Here is a 21852-nt window from a genome sequence, read left to right as displayed (position 1 = left end):
TTCTCCTAGAGGAACATCAGGAAATAAAGCAGGAATACGTTAACCAGCAGCAACGTGACCCCGGTCGGTATCTGCGCCTTGATGACCGCATTCTTGTCCGGTAACTCCAGTAACGCCGCCGGTACAATATTAAAGTTAGCAGCCATTGGCGTCATCAACGTGCCGCAATAGCCGGAGAACATGCCGATAGCCGCCATCACCGCGGGGTTACCGCCGTGTTGCAGTACCAGGATCGGTATACCGATACCCGCAGTGACAATCGGGAAAGCCGCAAACGCGTTCCCCATGATCATGGTTAATACGGCCATGCCGATGGCATACACCGCTACGGCGATAAAGCGGTTATCTACCGCCAGGTATTCCTGCGTTAAATGGGAGATGGCAGTGCCAACGCCCGCAACGGTGAACAGCAGGCCAAGAGTCGCCAGGATCTGCGGCAGGATGAAGGCCCAGCCGATGGAATCCAGCAGACGACGAGCTTCCTGCACTGGCTGCGACATTTTCTCACGGGTCATCTTCACCGCAATAACCAGGCCAAGCAAACAGCCGAGGGTCATGGAGAACAAGGTAATCAAGGTGGAGTGGTTACCGCTGCCAAACACCGCCTGTTGCAAGGCCGGGATGTTATTGAACAGCAGCACGCCGATCACCGTGACGACCGGGATCGCCAGCGCCGGGATAAACAGACGGTTGCCCAAGCGTTTGGCACTGGTTTCGCGCTCTTGCTGGCTGCGCTGATGATAGCTACCAAGACGCACACCGCCAAAACCGGCGATCAGAGCCATCACCACCACCAATACGCCCACGGTGATATGCAGTTGACGCTTGGCTTCAGCCCCTGAGCCAAATAGCCCATAGGTCCAATCCCCCACCAGGAAGATCAATCCGTACAAGGCCCAGAACAGGCCGGTAGAAATACGGCGTGGGTTGGCCTTATCGCGAAACGACATTGCGGCGACGATCAGTAATACCGCACCCGCCAGCCAATAGAGATATTGTTGTTGGAATATCATTGGCCTTCTCCCTTGGCCTGCAACGCAGCCTGGTTAAGTTTGCTCAGTTCAGCGTTGAGTTGTTTGTCCATGCGGTACAAACGGAACGAGTGGATCAGGAAGGCAAAGATCGCCGTTGGGATCCCCCACAGCGCAATGTGCAGCGGTTCGGTCTGAATGCCGCCGGATTCCAGCATAAAGTTATGCATAAAGATGATCGCGCCAAAGGCGACAAAAATATCTTCACCAAAGAACAGCCCGACGTTATCGGTCGCGGCAGACATTGCCCGCAGACGATAGCGCACACGTTCCGGCAGTTCCCCATAGCGGTTTTCCGTGGCCCCCTCCGCCATCGGTGCCAACAGCGGACGTACCATTTGAGGTTGGCCGCCCAGGCTGGTCAGCCCCATTGCCGCCGTTACTTCACGCACAAACAGGTAGACGATCAGTAAACGCCCGGCGGTGGCGCTTTTGATTTTGGCAATCCACGCCTGCGCACGTTCTTTCAAACCGTGGCGCTCTAACAGCCCGATAATCGGCAGCGGCAACAGCAGGATCAGCGGCAGGTTACGGGTATTGAGGAAGCCCTCGCCAAGCTTTTCCAAAATGACATCCAGCGGCATCAACGCCGCCAGCCCGGTGATAATACCGGCGGCGATCACCACCAGCACCGGGTTAAAACGTAATACAAATCCAACCACGATGGCAGCGATGCCTATCAGTGGCCAGAGGTTTACCGCTTGTTCCATATTCACTTCCCTCTTGTCGCCCTCGGTCTTGCGGGCAATGTTGTGTTTGCTGTAGTCATTATTTTTTTATGCGGCGCTGACGCCAATCTGCTGCTGAGCAAAGCTCTCTCTCAGCTTCCTGGCATAGGCCAGCGCATGTTCCCCGTCGCCGTGCAGGCAAACGGTTTCAGCCTTGACGGAGGCCCAGCCCCCCTCAACGGTTCGTACACGCTGGTGGCGAACCATTTCCAGCGTCTGTTGCAATGCCAGTTCATCACTGGCAATCAGTGCTCCTGGTTGCCCACGCGGCACCAATGTTCCATCGGCCTGATAGCCGCGATCGGCAAACACTTCCTGCCGCGTCGCCAACCCCAGCTTTTCACCTGCGCGGATCAGTTCACTGCCGGCCAACCCCACCAGACGCAACGAAGGGTCTACCGCCAACACCGCGCGGGCAATGGCTTCCGCCAATTCCGGCTCCACCGCCGCCTGGTTGTAGAGCATGCCATGCGGTTTCACATGGGCCATCACGCCGCCTTCAGCCCGGGTAATGGCGGCCAGCGCCCCCAGCTGATACACCACTTGGGCATACACCGTTTCTACCGGTAACTGCATCCGAGTGCGGCCGAAGTTTTCCCGATCCGGGAAACTGGGATGGGCACCAATCGCCACACCGTATTGCAACGCCCAGCGCACCGATTGGCGCATGGTCTGGGCATCCCCGGCATGGAAGCCGCAGGCAATATTGGCCGAGCTGACCAACTGCAACAGCGCTTCGTCATTGGCGCAACCTTCACCGAGATCGGCATTCAAATCGACGATCATTGAACCCCCCAGGCAATCTGTTGAATAAAGTGATCCTGCTCGGCCTTGGCGCGCTGCGCCTCTGCCAGGGTGCAGGGGATAAAGTGAAGCGCATCCCCCAGACGGATCTGCGCCAAGTGGAAGAGATCCGCCTCGATTACGCAGGCAATTCGCGGGTATCCCCCGGTAGTCTGAGCATCGGCCATCAAGACGATCGGCTGGCCGTTGTGTGGGACCTGGATGACGCCGGGTATCAGGCCGTGGGAGAGCATTTCCCGTTCAGTGGTGCGCGTCAGGGCGCTGCCACCGTGCAGGCGATAACCCATGCGGTTACTCTGCGGGCTAAGCTGCCAGGCGGTACGCCAGAAATCGTCCTGCGCCTGTTGGCTGAACTCGTCATATTCCGGCCCGGTCAACACCCTGATCCGGTTGCTGAACAGCGGCTGTTTCACGCCGATGACCGTGGTCGGCAGCGCCTGCGGCTTACCCGCAGGCAACACGTCGCCCTCTTTCAACTGCCGGCCTTCTAATCCACCAAAGCCCGCTTTCAGATCGGTGCTGCGTGAGCCCAGCATCTCCGGCACGTTGATGCCGCCAGACACCGCCAGATAGCTGCGCATCCCGCGTTTAGGCATCTTCAGCGTCAGTTGCTGGCCTTTTTTTACCGGATAGCGCCAGCCCGTCCATAAAGATTTGCCGTCCAACTGAGCATCGCAGCCCGCACCGGTCAGCGCAATCCACCCATTATGGGTAAATTCGGCACTGAATTGCCCCAGCGTGATCTCCAACCCAGCCGATTCGGGCGAATTGCCCACCAGCAGGTTGGCTATTTTCAGCGCGGGGATATCCAGAGCACCGCCCTGGCTGATGCCCAAACGCCGGAAACCGTTACGCCCCAGGTCCTGGACGGTGGTGTAGATACCGGCTCGCAAGATCTTCAGCATACGCCCCCCTTTTGCGGTACAAAGCGCACGTTGTCGCCTGGGCGCAGCAGCGTCGGCGGCATTTCATTCGGATTAAACAGCGCCAACGGCGTGCGGCCAATCAGTTGCCAACCGCCCGGCGTGACCAGCGGATAGATCCCCGTCTGGCCGCCACCGATCCCCACAGAACCCGCAGCAACAGACAAACGAGGTTCCGCACGGCGTGGAGTGGCCAGACGCTCCGGCATCCCCCCCAGATAGGTAAAACCAGGTTGGAAGCCCAGGAAATAAACCACATACGCGGTGGACGAATGGCATTCCACCACCTGTTGCGGCGTCATACCGGTATGGCGCGCCACCTCATCCAGGTCGGGGCCATATTCGCCGCCATAGATCACCGGGATATCGACATCGCGGGACTCTGGCACCAGGCTTTCGTTGCCCTCCCATCCTTGACGCAGCAGCTCCAGCATCGCCTCGGCATCAGCCTGCGGCGTATACAGCAACAGCGTCAGGTTATTCATTCCCGGCACCACTTCCCGTACGTCAGTGTGGTGATTCAACTTTTCTGCCAATGCCCAGATGCGCTGCTGACTTTGCAGCGTCACCGGGGGTGCCAATTCAAGCACTACAGCGCGTTCCCCTAGCAGGTAATATTGTGCTCGTTGCACCCCTATCTCCTTATACTCGTCGTGTTTCAAGCCGCAGCATGACTGACCGCTCACGAACGAATGAGCGGGTCACTGGGTAGCAACTTGAAGTTCACAGGGTATTTTATTATTTGAAAAGCGTATCAGTTATGCGGGACGTAACGTCGGCTGTCAAGAGAGCAACCTTCGGGAATATAAGGGATTAGCGGCGCTAAAGGGTTCGTTTTACCGAACCCATAGGCAAATTAGGCCGGATTGGGGATATCGATAAAGGTGACGTCAAAGCCGTGATGTTGCGCTAACCACTCGCCTAACGCCTTGATCCCACCACGTTCCGTCGCGTGATGGCCGGCGGCAAAAAAGTGCACGCCCATCTCCCGCGCCGTATGAATAGTTTGCTCAGAAACTTCTCCGCTGATAAACGCATCAACGCCAAATCGCGCCGCGCTGTCGATAAATCCCTGGCCGCCACCGGTACACCAGGCCACCCGACGGATTGCCTGCGGGGCATTATCGCCACAGTGCAACACCGCTCGGCCAAGACGGCTCTCGATACGCTGTTGCAATTCACCCGCGCTGAGCGGTTGCTCAAATTCTCCGTGCGGCACCAAAGGCTCGATCTCGCCGATCACGCGGATGCCCAACGCCTTTGCCAACTGCGCGTTATTCCCCAGTTCCGGGTGTGCATCCAGCGGCAAGTGGTAGCCATACAGGTTGATATCGTTGCTCAGCAGAGTTTTCAGCCGGTTACGCTTCATGCCGCGCACCGCGGGTGCTTCGTTTTTCCAGAAGTAACCATGATGCACCACTATGGCATCCGCCTGATGTTCCACCGCCGCATCCAGCAACGCCTGGCAGGCCGTCACTCCCGTCACGATACGCTGCACATGTGCCCGCCCTTCCACCTGCAGGCCATTTGGCGCGTAGTCCTGGAAGGCCGCACAGTTGAGTTCGCTGTTGATCAGATGTTCCAGATCGAGGTTACGCATAGTCATCTCACTCTCATTCAAAATTGTTGCCGATCGCCCTGTTCCATCAGGATAAATTTCACCCCCAGATCGTTGCCCTGATCCAGCTGTTGCTTGATGGTAGCACGCACATCTTCCCCCTGTTTCAGGCTGGGCTTGATGTGGCTGATGATCACCGGCAGATCTTTTAACGATCCCTCTCCGCCGCTGTACTGCTGGAGGTTTTTCAGCTCCTTCAGTAGCCAGGCCGGGGTCAGATGTCCATACAGATGCTTGTCATCCACCTCGTTCGGGTAAGAGGTTTCGATAATTATGCCCTTCAGCTTCTTCTGCTCAATCAGCGGCCCCAGTGCGCGCCAGGCACCATCCAGATTGCGTGACTGTTCCAGCGCATCCGGCCCGGTATCGCCAAAGTAGGCAAATGACCCTTCACGGTCGGCCACCAGCAACATCGAAGAGGGGTAGCGATCGTGGCTAAGTGGGTACATCACCCCGCTCAAACCGGTCAGGCCCAGGGTAACACGCTGCAGCGGGCGCACCGTTTGCAAGCGGTAAGTGCCTAGCCGCGAGCCATTACCGGCATCGGTAAAATTGGGCCAGGCTTTCCAGTTAAAATAATGATTGCGCAACGTCAATACGGTATCGGCCTGTGCATAAACGGTTTTTTTACTGTCTTCCGGTGAAGCAAGGATCAACCCAGCCACGTGATCCAGATGGCCATGGCTAATGAAGTAACCGCCAATCAGCTGACGGAAAATATAGCCCTGCGGAGTTAAGGGAGCGGCCAGCTCGGGCGTGACCTGCGGAAAACTGCCCTTTTCCAGCCCTTTGGCAATCCCCGGCAGCAACGTCCCGGCATCCAGTGCCAGATACTGCGTCTGGCTATCACTGCGGATCAGATAAGAAGTCAGATTGCCGTCGCTGACGCCACCGTCGACGCCTAGCGCCACTACGTCAAAACCAGCCACGGCCAACGCGGAATAGCCGCCCAGGCACAGGGCCAGTAGTTTCTTCATCATCAGGAAGCTCCTTGCTGTAACTTTAAAGTCCCCCTCGCTTGGCCGCTTCAAAAGCCGCCAACGTCTCCAGCCGAGCCTGCTGGTGTTGGACTATCGGCGGCGGATAATTCAGAACCTGCTGCTTTTCCGCCCAGCGATGGGGTTGATGGAGCTCATTGTCCGGTACATCCGCCAGTTCAGGCAACCATTTACGGATAAAAGTGCCTTTTGGATCAAAACGTTCGCCCTGAGTGGTCGGGTTAAAGATGCGGAAATAAGGTGCGGCATCGGTGCCGGTAGAGGCGGCCCACTGCCAGCCACCGTTGTTGGCGGCCAGATCGCCATCCAGCAATTGGGACATGAAATACTGTTCACCGGCGCGCCAATCGATCAGCAAATCCTTGACCAGGAAGCTGGCCACGATCATCCGCAGGCGATTATGCATCCAGCCGGTTTGATTGAGCTGACGCATGGCAGCATCGACAATCGGGTAACCGGTATTGCCCTGTTGCCAGGCCAGTAACGCCGCGTCGTTGCGTTGCCAGCATACCTTATCCGTCCAGGCGATAAAGGGACGGTGCTTGCATAACGCAGGATACGCCACCATCAGGTGACGATAAAATTCTCGCCAGATCAGCTCATTAAGCCAACTGAAAGCACCGCTTTGCGGATTTTCCAGCACATCGGGGCACTCGACGCGCAGACGGTTGACGCACTGGCGAGGAGAGATAACGCCAATAGCCAGGTAGGGTGACAGATTGCTGGTGCCGGCAATGGCGGGCAAATCGCGCTGTGTCGCATAGTCTTGCACCCGCTCTCGGCAGAAAGCGCGCAACCTGTGTAATGCAGCCTCTTCACCTGCGGGATAGCCCTCTCCCACCTCAGCCAAAGGATAATCGAATGCCACCGCTGCGGTAAAACCAACGGCTTCCCCACGCGGGCGTGGTGCTGGCAGAGAGCTCACGTCGGTCTCGGCCAACCGCTGGAGAAAGGCTTTGCGAAAAGGCGTATACACCTTGTACATCTCGCCGTTGCCGGTTTGCACGCTACCGGGAGGCAACAGCAGGCTATCATCAAAGCTGTGGAACCTCACCTGCCCGGCCAACGCCTGCTCAAGGCGGGCGTCACGTTGACGCTCATTGATTTCATACTGACGATTATAATATAGGGCCGTAACCTGCTGGCGCTGGCAGAACTCCACCAGCCAGTTAACCGAACCGGCAAAATCGTCGCCCTGATGGCAAATCAGTTCAATGCCCCGAGCCGCCAGCGCCGCTTGCACCTGCAACAGATTGGCGTGGATAAACGCCGCCTGACGTGGCGCCATATGGTGCTGGCGCCATTGCGCGGGGGTAGCGATAAATACCGCCAGCACCTTGGCTTGCGGATCGCTACAGGCGGCAGAGAGGGCTTTATTGTCGGTAATGCGTAGATCGTTACGCAACCAGACCAGATGCGTGGTCATAACACTCCTTGCAGGTTAATGGCCGTAGCGCAGGCACAACGCCTCCGGATAGGGCTCAAAATAGCGCTGTTGCGCCAGATAGCTATCAGGATATTCGGCCATGTCATGTTTTAACAGCGTAATCGGTAATCGGTGCCAGCAGCGGTTGCATCCCCTGGCGATAGTGGTCGATAAGCCTGGCCAGTTCCTGCGCTATATCTTGTCTCCCACCAACGGGTTAATGCTAGAAGTGTAGAGGATTTAGTGCGTTAGTGCGGCCTAAAACGCAAAAACCCCCGCCAAAGGGGCGAGGGTTCGTAGTAGTGCAACGGGCCAGGATTAATAAAAATCGCAGGACGCCGTTTCTGCCTGTTGCAGCCAGACCGGTTTATTGCTGGTTTTTGACCAGACGCGGTGTAAATAGCTGTAAAAACGTGCGCGATCGGCACGGAACAGCATCACCGGCAAGGCAAGAACACCGATCAGAATCACTGCGCTACGGCGCAGGAGGACCCGATGCAACGGATAGGCTTGGTAGTTAGACATACGAACCTCCTTAAAAACATCGGCGCCAGGTTGTCAGGACCCGACGCAATGCGAAACGATAAATGATGGCCAAATGGAAACTGAGCAAAATATTACCGCATAGGTTGTAATTTTACAACTCATCCGACCACTAAAATGCGCAAAAAGAGCACAAAAAAGGCCTCCGTAACGTAATTTTGTTACATCAAGGTTAATAACTAACTTAACATTAGTTACATTGTGGTTTCTTGGCGTTACTGGGATCATTTAACGGATTTTTACGCCAACAACCCATCCGCCCACGCCCTTCCTGCGTATAAAACCGCCAATTTCTGCCGTTATTTCAATCATTTTTATACTTTTTTTACACCCGGCCCCGCTATTTTTTCATCTTCTTTCTACTGCCCTCCCTACACTCAGGCTATCAAAAACAACACCTCTGGAGGTGTCCCGTGAGTTTCAGCGTTATTGGTGGTGCGCTGTTGGTTCTGCTGCTGTTGGGCTATCTGGTTTATGCCCTGTTTAATGCGGAGGACTTCTGATGGCAGCTTCAGCCTTCTTGTTGATCGCCAGCTTTGTGCTGGTGCTTCTGGTGCTGGCTCGTCCCCTGGGCAGCTTTATAGCTCGCCTGATCGAGGGAGAGCCACTACCGGTCCTGCGCCATGTGGAAGCAGCCGTCTGGCGTTGCTGCGGTAATGACACCGCCGAGATGACCTGGTGGCAATACGCACTGGCGATCCTGTGGTTCAATATCCTCGGTTTAGTGCTGCTGTTGGTACTGCTGATGGCACAGGGTTCCTTACCGCTCAACCCACAAGGGTTCCCCGGTTTATCTTGGGATCTGGCGTTCAATACCGCCGTCAGCTTCGTCACCAATACCAACTGGCAGGCCTACAGCGGGGAAAACACCCTCAGCTATCTCAGCCAGATGGCCGGGTTGACGGTACAGAACTTCCTGTCTGCCGCCACCGGTATCGCCGTTGCCTTTGCCCTGATCCGGGCCTTTGCACGCCGTTCCAGCGCCACCATTGGTAACGCCTGGATCGATATCCTGCGCATTACCCTGTATGTGCTGTTGCCACTGTCACTGCTGATCGCGCTGTTCTTCGTCAGCCAGGGGACGTTGCAGAACTTCCTGCCTTACCTGCATGTGACCACGCTGGAAGGGGCACAGCAGACCTTGCCGATGGGACCCGTAGCCTCGCAGGAAGCGATCAAGATGCTCGGCACCAACGGTGGCGGCTTCTTCGGTGCCAACTCGGCGCATCCGTTTGAAAACCCAACCGTATTGACCAACTTTGTACAGATGCTGGCGATCTTCCTGATCCCTTGCGCCCTGTGCTTCGCCTTTGGTCAGGTCGCCGGTGAAAACCGCCAGGGTCACGCGCTGATCTGGGCCATGGCACTGATCTTTATCGTTGCGGTGATCGTGGTGATGAATGCTGAGCTGGCTGGCAACCCGCATCTGAGCGCGCTTGGCAGTAGCAGCAACATCAATATGGAAGGTAAAGAGTCCCGCTTTGGCATTCTCGCCAGCAGCATGTTCTCGGTGGTGACCACTGCGGCCTCCTGCGGTGCCGTCAACGCCATGCATGACTCCTTTACCGCGCTGGGTGGCATGGTGCCGATGTGGCTGATGCAGATTGGCGAGGTCGTGTTCGGCGGCGTCGGTTCCGGCCTGTACGGTATGCTGCTGTTCGTGCTGCTGACGGTATTTATCGCCGGGCTGATGATTGGCCGCACGCCGGAATATCTCGGTAAGAAGATCGATGTTTATGACATGAAGATGACCGCGCTGGCGATCCTGGTGACGCCGACCTTGGTACTGCTGGGCACCGCGTTGGCGATTGCTACCGACGCCGGCCGTGCTGGCATCCTCAACCCAGGGGCGCATGGCTTCAGTGAAGTGCTGTACGCCTTCTCTTCGGCAGCCAACAACAACGGTAGCGCCTTTGCTGGTCTGAGCGTCAACACGCCGTTCTACAACCTGCTGCTGGCCTTGGCGATGTTTGTTGGCCGCTTCGGGGTGATCCTGCCAGTGCTGGCTATTGCGGGTTCGCTGTGTGTCAAAAAACGCCAACCGGCGGGCAACGGTACGCTGCCAACCTACGGGCCACTGTTTATCGGCCTGTTGGTCGGCACCATCCTGCTGGTCGGTGCCTTGACCTTTGTCCCTGCACTGGCGCTAGGCCCGGTAGCCGAACATTTACAACTGTGGTTGGCCAATTAACAGTCATAACAGAGAGAAGAACAAGATGACTCGCAAACAACGCGCACTGTTTGAACCGGCACTGATGCGTACCGCGCTGATCGATGCGGTGAAAAAGCTGGACCCACGCGTTCAGTGGCGTAACCCGGTGATGTTCGTGGTGTACCTCGGCAGTATCCTGACTTCGGTCATTTGGCTGGTGGTGCTTTCAGGCAACGCCGAAGGTAGTGCGACCTTTACCGGCAGCATCGCCATGTGGCTGTGGTTTACCGTGCTGTTCGCCAACTTCGCCGAGGCGCTGGCGGAAGGACGCAGCAAGGCTCAGGCAGAAAGCCTGAAGGGCACCAAGAAAACCAGTTGGGCAAAGAAACTCGCCACACCGAAGCGTGATGGCGCTACCGAGAAAGTCTCGGCCGAGAGCCTGCGTAAAGGGGATATCGTGCTGGTGGAAGCCGGTGACACCATCCCTTGCGATGGCGAAGTGCTGGAAGGCGGCGCCTCGGTCGATGAAAGCGCCATCACCGGTGAATCTGCACCGGTGATCCGTGAATCCGGCGGTGACTTCTCCTCCGTGACCGGCGGGACGCGTATTCTGTCCGACTGGCTGGTGGTGCAGTGCAGCGTCAACCCGGGGGAAACCTTCCTCGATCGCATGATCGCGATGGTCGAAGGTGCCAAACGCCGTAAAACCCCAAACGAAGTGGCACTGACTATTTTGCTGGTGGCGTTGACTATCGTGTTCGTACTGGCGACCGCAACCCTGTTCCCTTACTCGCAATACAGCGTGGAAGCCGCAGGCAGCGGCAGCATAGTCTCGATCACCGTGTTGGTGGCCTTGCTGGTCTGCCTGATCCCGACCACTATTGGTGGGCTGCTGTCCGCTATCGGCGTCGCCGGGATGAGCCGTATGCTGGGTGCCAACGTGATCGCCACCAGCGGGCGCGCCGTTGAGGCCGCCGGTGACGTTGACGTATTGCTGTTGGATAAGACCGGTACCATCACCCTAGGTAATCGTCAGGCGTCCGAATTCCTGCCGGCACCGGGGGTAAAAGAGCAAGAGCTGGCCGATGCCGCCCAACTCTCTTCGCTAGCCGATGAAACGCCGGAAGGCCGCAGTATCGTGGTGCTGGCCAAGCAGCGCTTCAACCTGCGCGAACGTGATTTGCAGGCGTTGAACGCCACCTTCGTGCCTTTCTCTGCGCAAACCCGCATGAGCGGCGTCAACGTGCAGGACCGGATGATCCGTAAAGGGGCTGTAGATGCCATTCGCCGCCACGTCGAATCCAACAATGGCCACTTCCCACGTGCGGTAGATGAGTTGGTGGAAAGCGTCGCTCGTACCGGCGGTACGCCGTTGGTGGTCGCCGAAGGACCACGCGTATTAGGGGTGGTGGCGCTGAAAGACATCGTCAAAGGCGGGATTAAAGAACGCTTTGCCGAACTGCGCAAGATGGGCATCAAGACGGTGATGATCACCGGGGATAACCGCCTGACCGCCGCCGCCATCGCAGCCGAAGCCGGTGTGGATGACTTCCTGTCGGAAGCCACGCCAGAGGCCAAACTGGCGCTGATCCGTCAGTATCAGGCGGAAGGACGCCTGGTTGCGATGACCGGCGACGGCACCAACGACGCCCCTGCACTGGCGCAGGCTGACGTGGCGGTTGCCATGAACTCGGGGACGCAGGCGGCCAAGGAAGCGGGCAACATGGTCGATCTCGACTCCAACCCGACCAAGCTGATCGAAGTGGTGCATATCGGCAAGCAGATGCTGATGACGCGCGGTTCACTGACCACCTTCAGTATCGCCAACGACGTAGCGAAGTACTTTGCCATTATCCCGGCGGCTTTCGCGGCAACCTATCCGCAGTTGAATGCGCTGAACGTGATGCAACTGCACTCCCCCGCCTCGGCGATTATGTCGGCGGTGATCTTCAACGCTCTGGTGATCGTCTTCCTGATCCCACTGGCGTTGAAAGGGGTGAGCTATAAGGCAATGAGCGCCGCTGCACTGCTGCGCCGTAACCTGTGGCTGTATGGTGTGGGTGGCCTGCTGGTGCCGTTCGTGGGCATCAAGCTAATCGACCTGCTGCTGACCGCGCTGAATATGGCCGGCTAAGATAACGAGGAATTTATGATGTCTTATTTACGTCCTTCTCTGGTTATGCTGATCCTGCTGACGGCGATCACCGGTATTGCTTACCCATTACTCACTACCGGGCTGTCACAGTTACTGTTCAGCGGTACGGCCAATGGATCGCTTCTCTATCAAGGGGATAAAGCAGTCGGCTCGGCATTGATTGGCCAGAACTTCACCCAACCGGGGTATTTCTGGGGTCGCCCTTCTGCCACCAGCGATTCGGCCTATAATACGCTGGCATCCGGCGGCAGTAATCTGGCCGCCACCAACCCGGCGCTGGATAAAGCGATCGGTGAGCGGGCAACGCAGCTGCGCCAGGCTAACCCGGCGATGAGCGGGCCGATCCCGGTCGACCTGCTGACCGCCTCCGGCAGTGGCCTGGATCCACAGATTTCACTGGCGGCCGCCAAGTACCAGTTAGCACGTGTCGCCAACGCTCGTCAGTTGCCGCAGGAACAGATTGCCAAACTGATTGATGAAAACACCGATCGCGCCACGCCTAATTTTATGGGGGAATCGGTGGTCAACGTGCTGAAGCTGAATATGGCGCTGGATGCGTTGAAATAACGGCAAACGTGATAAAACGTCGCTAAAGGGTTCGGCATTGCCGAACCCGCTTTGCATGGGTAAACAAGGAACTTTGATGGTGGATGACGAACTGCAACGCCCCGATCCAGACAGCCTGCTGGCGTTAGCCAATGAAAAGCCACGCGGCAAACTGAAGGTCTTCTTCGGGGCCTGCGCCGGGGTAGGTAAAACCTACGCCATGTTGCAGGAGGCTCAGCGGCAACGGGCGCAGGGGCTAGACGTGCTCATTGGCGTGGTGGAAACCCACGGGCGCCAGGAAACGGCGGCGTTGCTACAAGGGCTGTCGATCCTGCCAGCAAAACGCATCCAACATCGTGGCCGCCAGGTGCAGGAATTCGACCTCGATGCCGCTTTGGCACGCCATCCGGCCCTGATCCTGATGGATGAGCTGGCACACAGCAATGCCCAGGGTTCACGCCATCCCAAACGCTGGCAGGATGTGGACGAACTGCTGGATGCCGGTATTGATGTGTTGACCACGGTGAACGTCCAGCATCTGGAAAGCCTGAATGACGTCGTCGGCGGCATCACCGGGGTGCGGGTCAGGGAAACCGTGCCTGACCACGTGTTTGACGAAGCGACCGAAGTGGTGTTGGTAGACCTGCCCCCTGACGATCTACGCCAACGGCTCAACGAAGGCAAGGTCTATATCCCCGGCCAGGCCGAACGCGCCATCGAGCATTTCTTCCGAAAGGGTAACCTGATCGCCCTACGTGAGCTGGCACTACGCCGCACCGCCGACCGCGTTGACGACCAAATGCGGGCCTTCCGCGATAACCAGGGGCGTGAAAAAGTCTGGCACACCCGAGACAGCATCCTTCTGTGCGTCGGCCATAACAGCGGTAGCGAAAAGCTGGTGCGCATTGCTGCAAGGCTCGCGGCACGCCTTGGTTGCCACTGGCATGCCGTGTATGTCGAAACCCCCAAGCTGCACCGCCTGCCGGAAAACCAACGGCGATCCATCCTGCGTGCCTTGCGGCTGGCGCAAGAATTAGGGGCTGAAACCGCCACCCTTTCCGATCCTTCTGAAGAACGCGCGGTACTGCGCTATGCCCGGGAACATAACCTGGGCAAAATCATTATTGGCCGCCGTGGCGAACAGCGCTGGAAGCTGCGCGGCAGCTTTGCCGATCGTCTTGGTCAGCTTGGGCCAGATCTCGATCTGGTGATTGTTGCGCTGGAAAACGATACGCCGCTGCCGCAGGCCAAAGAGCATGATAACCGCGCCTTTAGCGAAAAATGGCGATTCCAGCTGCGGGGCTGTGCCGTTGCCGTGGCTTTGTGCGCGATCATCACGCTGCTGTCGCAATGGTTACTGCCGGGCTTTGATTCGGCCAACCTGGTGATGGTTTATCTTCTGGGCGTGGCGATTGTCGCCCTGTTCTTTGGCCGCTGGCCTTCGGTGCTGGCCGCGGTGATCAACGTCGCCAGCTTCGATTTGTTCTTCGTGCAGCCCGAATGGTCGTTCGCCGTCAGTGATATGCAATACCTGCTGACCTTTGCCGTGATGCTGACCGTCGGTATCACCATTGGTAATCTGACCGCCGGGGTACGTTATCAGGCCCGAGTTGCACGCTATCGTGAACAACGGGCGCGGCACCTGTATGAGATGTCCCGTGGGCTCAGCCAGGCGTTAAGCAGAGAAGATATTGCCAAAACCAGCCGTCACTTTATCTCCAGCAGCTTCCAGGCCAAAACCGTGCTGCTGCTGCCGCAGGAGGATGGATCCCTGCAACAGATGGTGGGTGAAGAAGGTGGCTTGCTGTCGGTCGATGAAGCCATCGCCCGCTGGAGCTATGGCAAAGGCTTACCCGCCGGGGCCGGTACCGACACCCTGCCCGGCGTGCCATACCAACTGCTGCCGCTCAGCACCTCCAAACAGACCTTTGGCCTGCTGGCGATTGAACCGAACAATCTGCGTCAGTTGATGGTGCCGGAGCAACAGCGGCTGTTACAGACCTTTGCGGTGCTGATCGCCAGCGCGCTGGAGCGCCAGCATCTGGCCCGCAGTGCCGAAGAGGCCAAGCTGGATGCCGAACGCGAACAGCTACGTAACTCGCTGCTGGCCGCCCTCTCTCACGATCTGCGTACTCCGCTTACCGTGCTGTTTGGTCAGGCAGAGATCCTGACGCTGGATCTGGCCACCGAAGGCTCCAGCCACGCTCCACAGGCCAGCCAAATCCGCCAGCAGGTGCTCAGTACCACCCGCCTGGTAAACAATCTGCTGGATATGGCGCGCATTCAGTCCGGCGGTTTTAACCTGCGCAAAGAGTGGCAATCGCTGGAAGAGATCGTCGGCGCCTCGCTGCATATGCTGGAACCCCTGCTGGTATTGCACGAGATCAAGGTGGAATTGCCGCAAGAGATGGTGTTGATCAACTGTGATGGCAGCCTGTTAGAGCGGGTGTTCACCAACCTGGTGGAAAATGCCAATAAATATGCCGGTGCCGATGCTATCATCGGGATCCGCGCCCACGCAGTTAAGGACTGGCTGGAAGTGGAGGTTTGGGATAATGGCCCCGGTATCCCGGAGGAACAGACCCAACTGATATTTGACAAGTTCTCCCGTGGTAATAAAGAGTCGGCGATCCCCGGCGTCGGTTTGGGGTTAGCGATTTGTCGTGCCATTATTGAAGTACACGGCGGCCGCATCTGGGCGGAGAACCGCGCCGAAGGCGGAGCCAGTTTCCACTTTATGCTGCCGTTGGAAAAGCCACCCGAACTGGATGGAGCAGATTTTGACTTATAACCCAAGAGTAGAGGCCCCGTGACCACATCGCCGACTAACATTCTGATTGTGGAAGACGAGAAAGAGATCCGTCGCTTCGTGCGCACCGCGCTGGAGAGCGAAGGGTTACGGGTGTTTGAAAGTGAAACCTTGCAGCGTGGGCTGATAGAGGCCGGCACGCGCAAGCCGGATCTGATTATTCTTGATTTGGGGTTACCCGATGGCGACGGGCTGGACTACATTCGCGATCTGCGCCAATGGAGCGCGGTGCCGGTGATTGTCCTTTCCGCACGCCATGCCGAAGAGGACAAGATTGCCGCGCTGGATGCGGGTGCCGATGACTATCTCAGCAAGCCGTTCGGCATTGGTGAACTGCTGGCTCGGGTGCGGGTTGCGCTACGCCGCCACGCCAATAGCCAACAGGAAAGCCCACTGTTCAGCTTCTCCGATATCACCGTCGATCTGATCAACCGCAGCGTCTTGCGTAACGGTGAAGATCTGCATCTGACGCCCATCGAATTCCGTTTACTGTCCGAGTTGCTGGCCAACTCTGGCAAGGTGATCACCCAGCGGCAGCTACTCAGCCACGTCTGGGGGCCCAATTACGTCGAACACAGCCACTATCTGCGCATCTATATGGGCCATCTGCGGCAAAAGCTGGAAGCCGATCCGGCGCGGCCCAGGCATTTGCTCACTGAGACCGGCGTCGGCTATCGGTTTATGCCTTAATCCTGCGACGATGTGGGCCCTTTCTTCAGTCCGATCATAAACGCCTTAAACGAGTCACGCAGGGGCTCAAACAGCGGATGCTTGCGGTTTTCTATCATCACTTCTGAGAACAGCTTGAGCCCGACGGCAAAGGCCGCGCTGTTCTGTTCGCCAAAGTTCAGATCCTCTCGCCCTTGAATGCGCTCAACAATGGCCAGAATATCGTCGTGATTTTCTACCTCAAACACCAACTCCGGCTTGTCGACGGGTTCACCTTTACGGTCTGTCAGGGCTTCTACGGTAATGCGGAAACGGTGGCCTGGCATCAGTTATCCTCCTGTGGCTGTTTTGGCGATACCATTTCGGCTTCGATAGCCTCCACGGCGGTCAGCAGTGCCTGATTGATACGCCCGACCTGCTCCTGAGACAAATCCGCACGCATCATGTTGCCGCGCAGCAGATAGCGCAGGCGATTCATCACTTCGGAGATCCCGTCGGCCAGATTACCCTCATGGCGATGATCGCGCCCCGCGCCAGCCAGACGAGCAAAAATCACTTCGATGGCTGCCTGATGCTTTTGCAGTTCCTGCTTGCCGAGTTCGGTAATTTGGTAGCTCTTACGGCCATTGCCAGCCACCGCGGGTTCCAGGAAGTCTTGCTCCTCCAACAGCGTGAGGGTTGGGTAAATCACGCCTGGGCTTGGCACATACAGGCCGGAAGAAGCCTCTTCGATCGCCTTGATCAGTTCGTAGCCGTGGCTAGGTTTACGCTCTACCAGCGCCAGCAGCACCAGGCGCAGATCGCCGTGCTCAAACAGGCGATGACGCCCGCGCCCGCCCCGGCCATGTTCTTCACCACCACGGCCGTGTTCCCCGCGGCCAGCAAAATGATGACGGCCGCCACGGCGGTGGTGGCAATGCCCCTCTTCCCGCTGGTCGTGGTGACCATACGAAAGGTGACGTGCAAATCGATTAAACATCATGGTTGTTACCTCTTGATTGATGATATGAGCATCGATGCATTTAGATATATCTAAACCACGTCGATGGCCATAATCTAGATCGATATATCTAAATACGCAAGAGGTAACCCCATTTTAGATATATCGGAATTATATTTGGGGATTGCAGCCTCCTTCCACAACTTTACAAAGGAGTTAATGGCCAATCTTCTTGCTAGACAGTTCTTGTGTGCGTACCGAAACAGCCTGCACGCGATGATCTCGTGCCAACAGGCTGTATATCGTCGGCAAAACAAACAGCGTAAACAAAGTACCCATAAGCATCCCGGTAACCACCACAATGCCTATAGCAAAGCGGCTAGCTGCACCCGCACCATTGGCGAACAGCAGTGGAACCAGGCCAGCCACCATCGCGGCCGTGGTCATGAGCACCGGGCGCATACGCACGACAGCGGCCTTGTAGATCGCATCAATTGGACCGACGTGCTCCGTTTTCTGGATATCGTTGGCGAAGGACACCATCAGAATTCCATGCTTGGAAATCAACCCGATCAGCGTCACCAGCCCGATCTGCGTGTAGATATTCAAGGTTTCATAGCCGAGCCATAATGGGATCAGCGCACCGCAAATCGCCAGTGGCACCGTCACCAGAATGACCAATGGATCACGCAAGCTTTCATATTGAGCCGCCAGCACCAAGAAAATCACAATCAGGGCAAAGGCAAATGAAATGGTGAGTTGGTTGCCCTCCGCCACGAACTGGCGACTGTCGGACAACCAGTCGATCTTGGCACCGGGTGGCAACGGTTGGCGCTTGAGGTAGTCCACTGCCTGCCCCATTGTCACACCAGGCATCAACACAGCAGACACTGTAATCGCGTTCATCTGGTTGAACTGTGGCAACCGGTTAGCCTCAGGATACATCTGCACGTCTGCGATGGTCGCCAACTGTACGAGTTTTCCAGACTGTGTACGCACATAGTAGCCACCGAGGTTGTCAGGCGAGAGGCGCTGGGATTGTGACACTTGAGCGATGACATCATAGGAGCGATCATGCCAGTTGAATCGGTTGATATAGTTCTCACCGACTAAGATCGCCAACGTATCGGCTACAGCGCTCATCGTGACGCCCATTTCCCCCGCCTTGGACGCATTGATTGTCATGCGTGCCTGAGGGCTGTCGAAAGCCACGTCACTGTCCACGAACGCGAACAGCCTACTGTCCCTAGCCGTACTTTTGATGCCTTCTACCGCTTGGTATAGGCTAAGGAAATCGTCAGGCGAACGCACCACCATCTGTATAGGCAACCCGCCACTTCCCGCCGGCAGCGGAGCCCCCTGAAATGCAGCCACATTGACGCCAGTGATCCCCATACCTCTAACATTAAGGGTAGCTTCCACTTCGGCAGCTGTTTGCTGACGCTTCGTCCAAGGCTTGACCAGTACGCCACCGAAACCATTGTTCTGACCATCCGTCCCATTGGTGAACCAACTCGCCTCGTAGTCTGGCAATTCACGGAACATTTTCTCAACATCATGCGAGTATCGCTCGGTGTAGCCGACGTTGGCATACTGTGGAGCCTTGGTCTGAACGAAGACATATCCTTTATCCTCAGGGGGGGCCAATTCACGCTGCACCCCTAAAAACAACACTATGATGCCAGCCATAACCACAACGCAGACTATCAACACTGCCGAACGGGCATGTAGCGTGTGACCGAGCAACTTGCGGTAGACATTAGCCAGCGATGCCATTACGTACTCGATACGTTGGGCAAGATGACTTTCTGCCATCTTGCTACTAAGCAGATAGCTACTCATCATCGGCGATAGCACCAGCGCGATAATTCCAGAGACGATGACAGCGCTGGCGAGCGTGAAGGCAAACTCCTTGAACAGCGCCCCCGTCAACCCCCCCATGAAACCAATCGGGGCGTACACGGCAGCCAGAGTAATAGTCATGCCGATCACTGGCCATACGATCTCACGTGCGCCTACCAATGCGGCAAGCGGCGGTGAGAGTCCACTCTCGATATGACGATGAATGTTCTCCACCACCACGATGGCATCGTCCACTACTAGCCCGATAGCCAGCACCATTGCCAACAACGTCAACAGGTTGAGTGAGAAGCCGAAAGCCAACATCAGTGCCGCTGTACCTATTAAAGATAACGGGATGGTGATAATGGGGATGATGACAGCCCGCATCGAACCGAGGAAAAGGAAAATAACGATCACGACGATAACCACAGCTTCAAGCAACGTACGGATGACTTCTTCGATAGAAGCATTAACAAAGCTTGCCGTGTCAAACTGACTGAACAGTTTCAATCCCGGCGGCGCAGAGCGCTGCAAGTCAGGCAGTAATGCGTTAACACCAGCAACGATCTCCAGCGGATTGCCATCGGGTGTTGGCTCGATAGCCAGTGATACCCCTTGAGTACCACTGCTGAAGAATGTACTGTCGTAATTCTGCCCCCCCAACTCGACCATCGCCACATCAGAAAGGCGCACAACGCTGTTTTCCGAGCGTTTAATGACCATGTCGCGGAAGTCTTGGATGCTACGTAGATCTGTAACGACCGTGATGGGGAACTGTGTGTCGGCTCCCATTAGCTTACCGGGGGCCGCCTGTACGTTGTTGGAGCGCAATGCATTGGCTAAATCTTCAGCAGTCAGACCACGCGCAGCAAGTTTATCTGGATTAACCCACAGGCGCATTGCCAGTGACTGACCACCGCGAATTTGAGTGGTGGCCACGCCCGGCACCGAGGTGACCATAGGCTGAGCCACACGACTGATGAAGTCAGAGATCTCAGGGATAGAATGCTTGTCACTCATAAACACCAAATATTGCACGTCCGAGGCACCATCTGTGATCTTGTTGATTATTGGATCGGAGGCTCTTTGTGGTAACAGGTACTTCACCTGCTGTACTTTGGCGAGTATTTCTGTCATGGCTCGGTCAGCGTCAGCATTGAGCACCAGCTTGGCCTTTATCTGGCTATTGCCCTGCGTAGAGGTTGAGGTTAGATACTCAATACCATTGGCAGTGGAGATAGCCTGCGCTATCGGTGTAGTTACAAAACCCTGCATTACGTTCTGCGTGGCGCCGGGGAAACTGGTTTCTACTATGATGGTCGCGCTTTCCATTTTGGGGTACTCACGCATCGGCAACGCGGATAACGCTACTATACCGGCCAGTAGAATTAACGTGCTCAACGCAACCGACAAGATGGGGCGGCGAATGAATATGTCCGTGAACTGCATGTTTACTCCTTGCCAGTCGTTGTGGCTGATTTTTGCACGACACGCAAATCGGCACCCGGCTGGATACGCAACTGACCTTCCGTAACGATCACGTCACCAGCTTTCAGCCCCTGTGTGACAATGACCTGGTCACCGATGCGTCGGCCCGTCTGGATAGGTACAACGACTGCCTTGCCGGACTTCGTGGCCTCTTTGCCTTGCACCACTATCGCTACATCCCCGGACGAAGATGTGATAACGGCCGAGCTCGGCACCAGCAAGACATCAGGTTCGTCAGGTAGGGACACAGCGACAGTGACGTACATGCCAGGTCGTAGCTTGTGCTGAGTATTTGCCAATTCTGCCTGAATGGTTGCATTACGAGTCTCATGGCCTACTTGGGGATCGAGGGCTGTGATCTTCGCTTGCAGGTGTTTGACTTCAGAGGTGTCACCATGCACCTCGACATGCTGGCCGACCCTAATACGGGACAACTCTTGCTGAGGCAGATCAAAGTTCACGTAAAGTGAATCCAGATCGGTAAGAGTGACGGCGCTATCGCCAGCATTCAGATATTGACCTAAGTTCACTTGCCGCAGCCCGAGCTCTCCGGCGAATGGGGAGAGGATGCTCTTTTGTCGGATGCGGGCTTCGAGTTGTGCTATAAGTGCTTGCGCCTGGTCACGCTCGGAGCGCCTCTGCTGAAATATTTCCTTGGCTAAGGCACCAGTTGCGGCAAGCTTTGACGCCCGTTCGAACTGTTGTTCAGCAAAGGCTGCGCTGGCCTTGGCTGCTGCGAGATCGGCACGTTCAATTGCATCGTCAAGTTTAACCAGTAGCACATCTGCGTTTACGTGCTGCCCTGGTTCGAACGCAATTACGGAGATGCGTCCGGCTACCTCACTAGACAAGGTCACCTCTCGTTCGGCTCGCAGGTTGCCTATGGCTTGCAGTTGTACTGGTGCTGGCTGTAATTTCAACTCCGTGACCACAACATCCACGGGGCCGGGCGGGGTGTAGCCGGGGCTATTGCTGCGACTGGCACGCCAAAGCCACAATAAGGAGATGACTAACACTAGGGCGATGATGACAATCATGATCGCTCGCCAGGGTTTTTCTGTCTGAATGGGGTTTTGGAGTAGTGCGCGCACAGGTTCATTCATGGTGTTTGCTCCAGGATTCAGTGGGTGGGACTATTCGCCTGGATACTCGCTATATCCAGCCATTAATCTGTAATATA

At 56.6% G+C, this 21852-nt stretch carries 19 protein-coding genes and 1 pseudogene; 6 read left to right on the top strand and 14 right to left on the bottom strand.

Annotated elements, in window-relative coordinates:
* Positions 1 to 5: 5 nt before the first annotated feature.
* From KGP26_RS08145 to KGP26_RS08100, 10 genes and pseudogenes are all read right to left on the bottom strand, one after another.
* A complete protein-coding gene (locus tag KGP26_RS08145) occupies positions 6 to 1013 on the bottom strand; it encodes a DUF979 domain-containing protein (RefSeq protein WP_021805278.1) in 1008 nt (335 codons plus the stop codon).
* Positions 1010 to 1741 carry a DUF969 domain-containing protein gene (locus KGP26_RS08140; protein ID WP_021805279.1) on the bottom strand — a complete coding sequence of 244 codons (732 nt, stop codon included), beginning with the start codon at positions 1739 to 1741 and terminating at the stop codon, positions 1010 to 1012. The genes KGP26_RS08145 and KGP26_RS08140 overlap by 4 nt, the downstream gene beginning before the upstream one ends.
* A 66-nt stretch (positions 1742 to 1807) precedes the next feature.
* Positions 1808 to 2545, bottom strand: coding sequence for a 5-oxoprolinase subunit PxpA (pxpA, locus tag KGP26_RS08135; RefSeq protein WP_115158774.1), 738 nt, complete (start codon positions 2543 to 2545; stop codon positions 1808 to 1810).
* On the bottom strand, positions 2542 to 3468 hold the full coding sequence (gene pxpC, locus KGP26_RS08130; protein WP_223537990.1) for a 5-oxoprolinase subunit PxpC: 927 nt from the start codon (positions 3466 to 3468) through the stop codon (positions 2542 to 2544). The genes pxpA and pxpC overlap by 4 nt, the downstream gene beginning before the upstream one ends.
* Complete coding sequence (pxpB, locus tag KGP26_RS08125) at positions 3462 to 4118, bottom strand: 5-oxoprolinase subunit PxpB (protein WP_024483155.1); 657 nt, start codon at positions 4116 to 4118, stop codon at positions 3462 to 3464. Before pxpB ends, pxpC begins: the two co-directional genes overlap by 7 nt.
* Positions 4119 to 4342: 224 nt before the next feature.
* Positions 4343 to 5086 (bottom strand): type 2 GTP cyclohydrolase I, encoded by a 744-nt coding sequence (locus KGP26_RS08120; protein WP_059201989.1) that lies wholly within the window; start codon positions 5084 to 5086, stop codon positions 4343 to 4345.
* A gap of 17 nt (positions 5087 to 5103) precedes the next feature.
* On the bottom strand, positions 5104 to 6084 hold the full coding sequence (locus KGP26_RS08115; protein ID WP_223665264.1) for an MBL fold metallo-hydrolase: 981 nt from the start codon (positions 6082 to 6084) through the stop codon (positions 5104 to 5106).
* Positions 6085 to 6106: 22 nt separating this feature from the next.
* Positions 6107 to 7528, bottom strand: a complete 1422-nt coding sequence (gene phrB / locus KGP26_RS08110; RefSeq protein WP_223665263.1) for a deoxyribodipyrimidine photo-lyase — start codon at positions 7526 to 7528, stop codon at positions 6107 to 6109.
* A 15-nt stretch (positions 7529 to 7543) separates the two neighbouring features.
* Positions 7544 to 7718 (bottom strand): annotated as a pseudogene (locus KGP26_RS08105) (DUF1722 domain-containing protein); the annotation flags it as partial.
* A gap of 128 nt (positions 7719 to 7846) precedes the next feature.
* On the bottom strand, positions 7847 to 8053 hold the full coding sequence (locus KGP26_RS08100; RefSeq protein ID WP_021805287.1) for a YbfA family protein: 207 nt from the start codon (positions 8051 to 8053) through the stop codon (positions 7847 to 7849).
* 431 nt (positions 8054 to 8484) lie between these two features.
* On the opposite strand from KGP26_RS08100, the gene KGP26_RS08095 reads away from it, so the two are divergent.
* The 6 genes from KGP26_RS08095 to kdpE all read left to right on the top strand — a co-directional run bounded on the left by KGP26_RS08095 (position 8485) and on the right by kdpE (position 16423).
* Positions 8485 to 8574, top strand: a complete 90-nt coding sequence (locus tag KGP26_RS08095) for a K(+)-transporting ATPase subunit F (RefSeq protein ID WP_037375124.1) — start codon at positions 8485 to 8487, stop codon at positions 8572 to 8574.
* The gene (gene kdpA, locus KGP26_RS08090) at positions 8574 to 10262 is read left to right on the top strand and encodes a potassium-transporting ATPase subunit KdpA (protein ID WP_024483161.1); all 1689 of its coding nucleotides are present in this window, start codon (positions 8574 to 8576) and stop codon (positions 10260 to 10262) included. The genes KGP26_RS08095 and kdpA overlap by 1 nt, the downstream gene beginning before the upstream one ends.
* A 25-nt stretch (positions 10263 to 10287) precedes the next feature.
* A complete protein-coding gene (kdpB, locus tag KGP26_RS08085) occupies positions 10288 to 12357 on the top strand; it encodes a potassium-transporting ATPase subunit KdpB (RefSeq protein ID WP_021805289.1) in 2070 nt (689 codons plus the stop codon).
* An 18-nt stretch (positions 12358 to 12375) separates the two neighbouring features.
* Positions 12376 to 12945, top strand: coding sequence for a potassium-transporting ATPase subunit KdpC (kdpC, locus tag KGP26_RS08080; RefSeq protein ID WP_094982674.1), 570 nt, complete (start codon positions 12376 to 12378; stop codon positions 12943 to 12945).
* Between the two features lie 76 nt (positions 12946 to 13021).
* The gene (gene kdpD, locus KGP26_RS08075) at positions 13022 to 15715 is read left to right on the top strand and encodes a two-component system sensor histidine kinase KdpD (protein WP_223665262.1); all 2694 of its coding nucleotides are present in this window, start codon (positions 13022 to 13024) and stop codon (positions 15713 to 15715) included.
* Between the two features lie 18 nt (positions 15716 to 15733).
* Positions 15734 to 16423, top strand: a complete 690-nt coding sequence (gene kdpE / locus KGP26_RS08070) for a two-component system response regulator KdpE (protein ID WP_021805292.1) — start codon at positions 15734 to 15736, stop codon at positions 16421 to 16423.
* Here the strand turns inward: kdpE and KGP26_RS08065 are convergent.
* The 4 genes from KGP26_RS08065 to KGP26_RS08050 form a co-directional block, all read right to left on the bottom strand.
* Positions 16420 to 16728, bottom strand: a complete 309-nt coding sequence (locus KGP26_RS08065; protein ID WP_021805293.1) for a DUF3861 domain-containing protein — start codon at positions 16726 to 16728, stop codon at positions 16420 to 16422. The two genes, kdpE and KGP26_RS08065, sit on opposite strands and share 4 nt — an antisense overlap.
* Positions 16728 to 17381: a PadR family transcriptional regulator gene (locus KGP26_RS08060; protein WP_037375215.1), complete on the bottom strand. Its 654-nt coding sequence runs from the start codon at positions 17379 to 17381 to the stop codon at positions 16728 to 16730. Before KGP26_RS08060 ends, KGP26_RS08065 begins: the two co-directional genes overlap by 1 nt.
* A 177-nt stretch (positions 17382 to 17558) precedes the next feature.
* A complete protein-coding gene (locus tag KGP26_RS08055; protein ID WP_166734451.1) occupies positions 17559 to 20633 on the bottom strand; it encodes an efflux RND transporter permease subunit in 3075 nt (1024 codons plus the stop codon).
* A gap of 2 nt (positions 20634 to 20635) precedes the next feature.
* Positions 20636 to 21775, bottom strand: coding sequence for an efflux RND transporter periplasmic adaptor subunit (locus tag KGP26_RS08050; protein ID WP_209530138.1), 1140 nt, complete (start codon positions 21773 to 21775; stop codon positions 20636 to 20638).
* Positions 21776 to 21852: the final 77 nt, after the last annotated feature.

This window comes from Serratia sp. JSRIV002, assembly GCF_019968725.1.
In the GTDB taxonomy this organism is placed as follows: domain Bacteria; phylum Pseudomonadota; class Gammaproteobacteria; order Enterobacterales; family Enterobacteriaceae; genus Chania; species Chania fonticola_B.
The sequence above is the reverse complement of the archived record's forward strand: the minus strand, read 5'-3'. Positions and strand labels throughout refer to the sequence as shown.

Bases quoted from the DNA above. Each gene is read 5' to 3' on its own strand.
- KGP26_RS08145 (WP_021805278.1), bottom strand. From the start codon at position 1,013: ATGATATTCCAACAACAATATCTCTATTGGCTGGCGGGTGCGGTATTA.
- KGP26_RS08140 (WP_021805279.1), bottom strand. From the start codon at position 1,741: ATGGAACAAGCGGTAAACCTCTGGCCACTGATAGGCATCGCTGCCATC.
- pxpA (WP_115158774.1), bottom strand. From the start codon at position 2,545: ATGATCGTCGATTTGAATGCCGATCTCGGTGAAGGTTGCGCCAATGAC.
- pxpC (WP_223537990.1), bottom strand. From the start codon at position 3,468: ATGCTGAAGATCTTGCGAGCCGGTATCTACACCACCGTCCAGGACCTG.
- KGP26_RS08120 (WP_059201989.1), bottom strand. From the start codon at position 5,086: ATGCGTAACCTCGATCTGGAACATCTGATCAACAGCGAACTCAACTGT.
- KGP26_RS08115 (WP_223665264.1), bottom strand. From the start codon at position 6,084: ATGATGAAGAAACTACTGGCCCTGTGCCTGGGCGGCTATTCCGCGTTG.
- phrB (WP_223665263.1), bottom strand. From the start codon at position 7,528: ATGACCACGCATCTGGTCTGGTTGCGTAACGATCTACGCATTACCGAC.
- KGP26_RS08100 (WP_021805287.1), bottom strand. From the start codon at position 8,053: ATGTCTAACTACCAAGCCTATCCGTTGCATCGGGTCCTCCTGCGCCGT.
- kdpA (WP_024483161.1), top strand. From the start codon at position 8,574: ATGGCAGCTTCAGCCTTCTTGTTGATCGCCAGCTTTGTGCTGGTGCTT.
- kdpB (WP_021805289.1), top strand. From the start codon at position 10,288: ATGACTCGCAAACAACGCGCACTGTTTGAACCGGCACTGATGCGTACC.
- kdpC (WP_094982674.1), top strand. From the start codon at position 12,376: ATGTCTTATTTACGTCCTTCTCTGGTTATGCTGATCCTGCTGACGGCG.
- kdpD (WP_223665262.1), top strand. From the start codon at position 13,022: ATGGTGGATGACGAACTGCAACGCCCCGATCCAGACAGCCTGCTGGCG.
- KGP26_RS08065 (WP_021805293.1), bottom strand. From the start codon at position 16,728: ATGCCAGGCCACCGTTTCCGCATTACCGTAGAAGCCCTGACAGACCGT.
- KGP26_RS08060 (WP_037375215.1), bottom strand. From the start codon at position 17,381: ATGTTTAATCGATTTGCACGTCACCTTTCGTATGGTCACCACGACCAG.
- KGP26_RS08055 (WP_166734451.1), bottom strand. From the start codon at position 20,633: ATGCAGTTCACGGACATATTCATTCGCCGCCCCATCTTGTCGGTTGCG.
- KGP26_RS08050 (WP_209530138.1), bottom strand. From the start codon at position 21,775: ATGAATGAACCTGTGCGCGCACTACTCCAAAACCCCATTCAGACAGAA.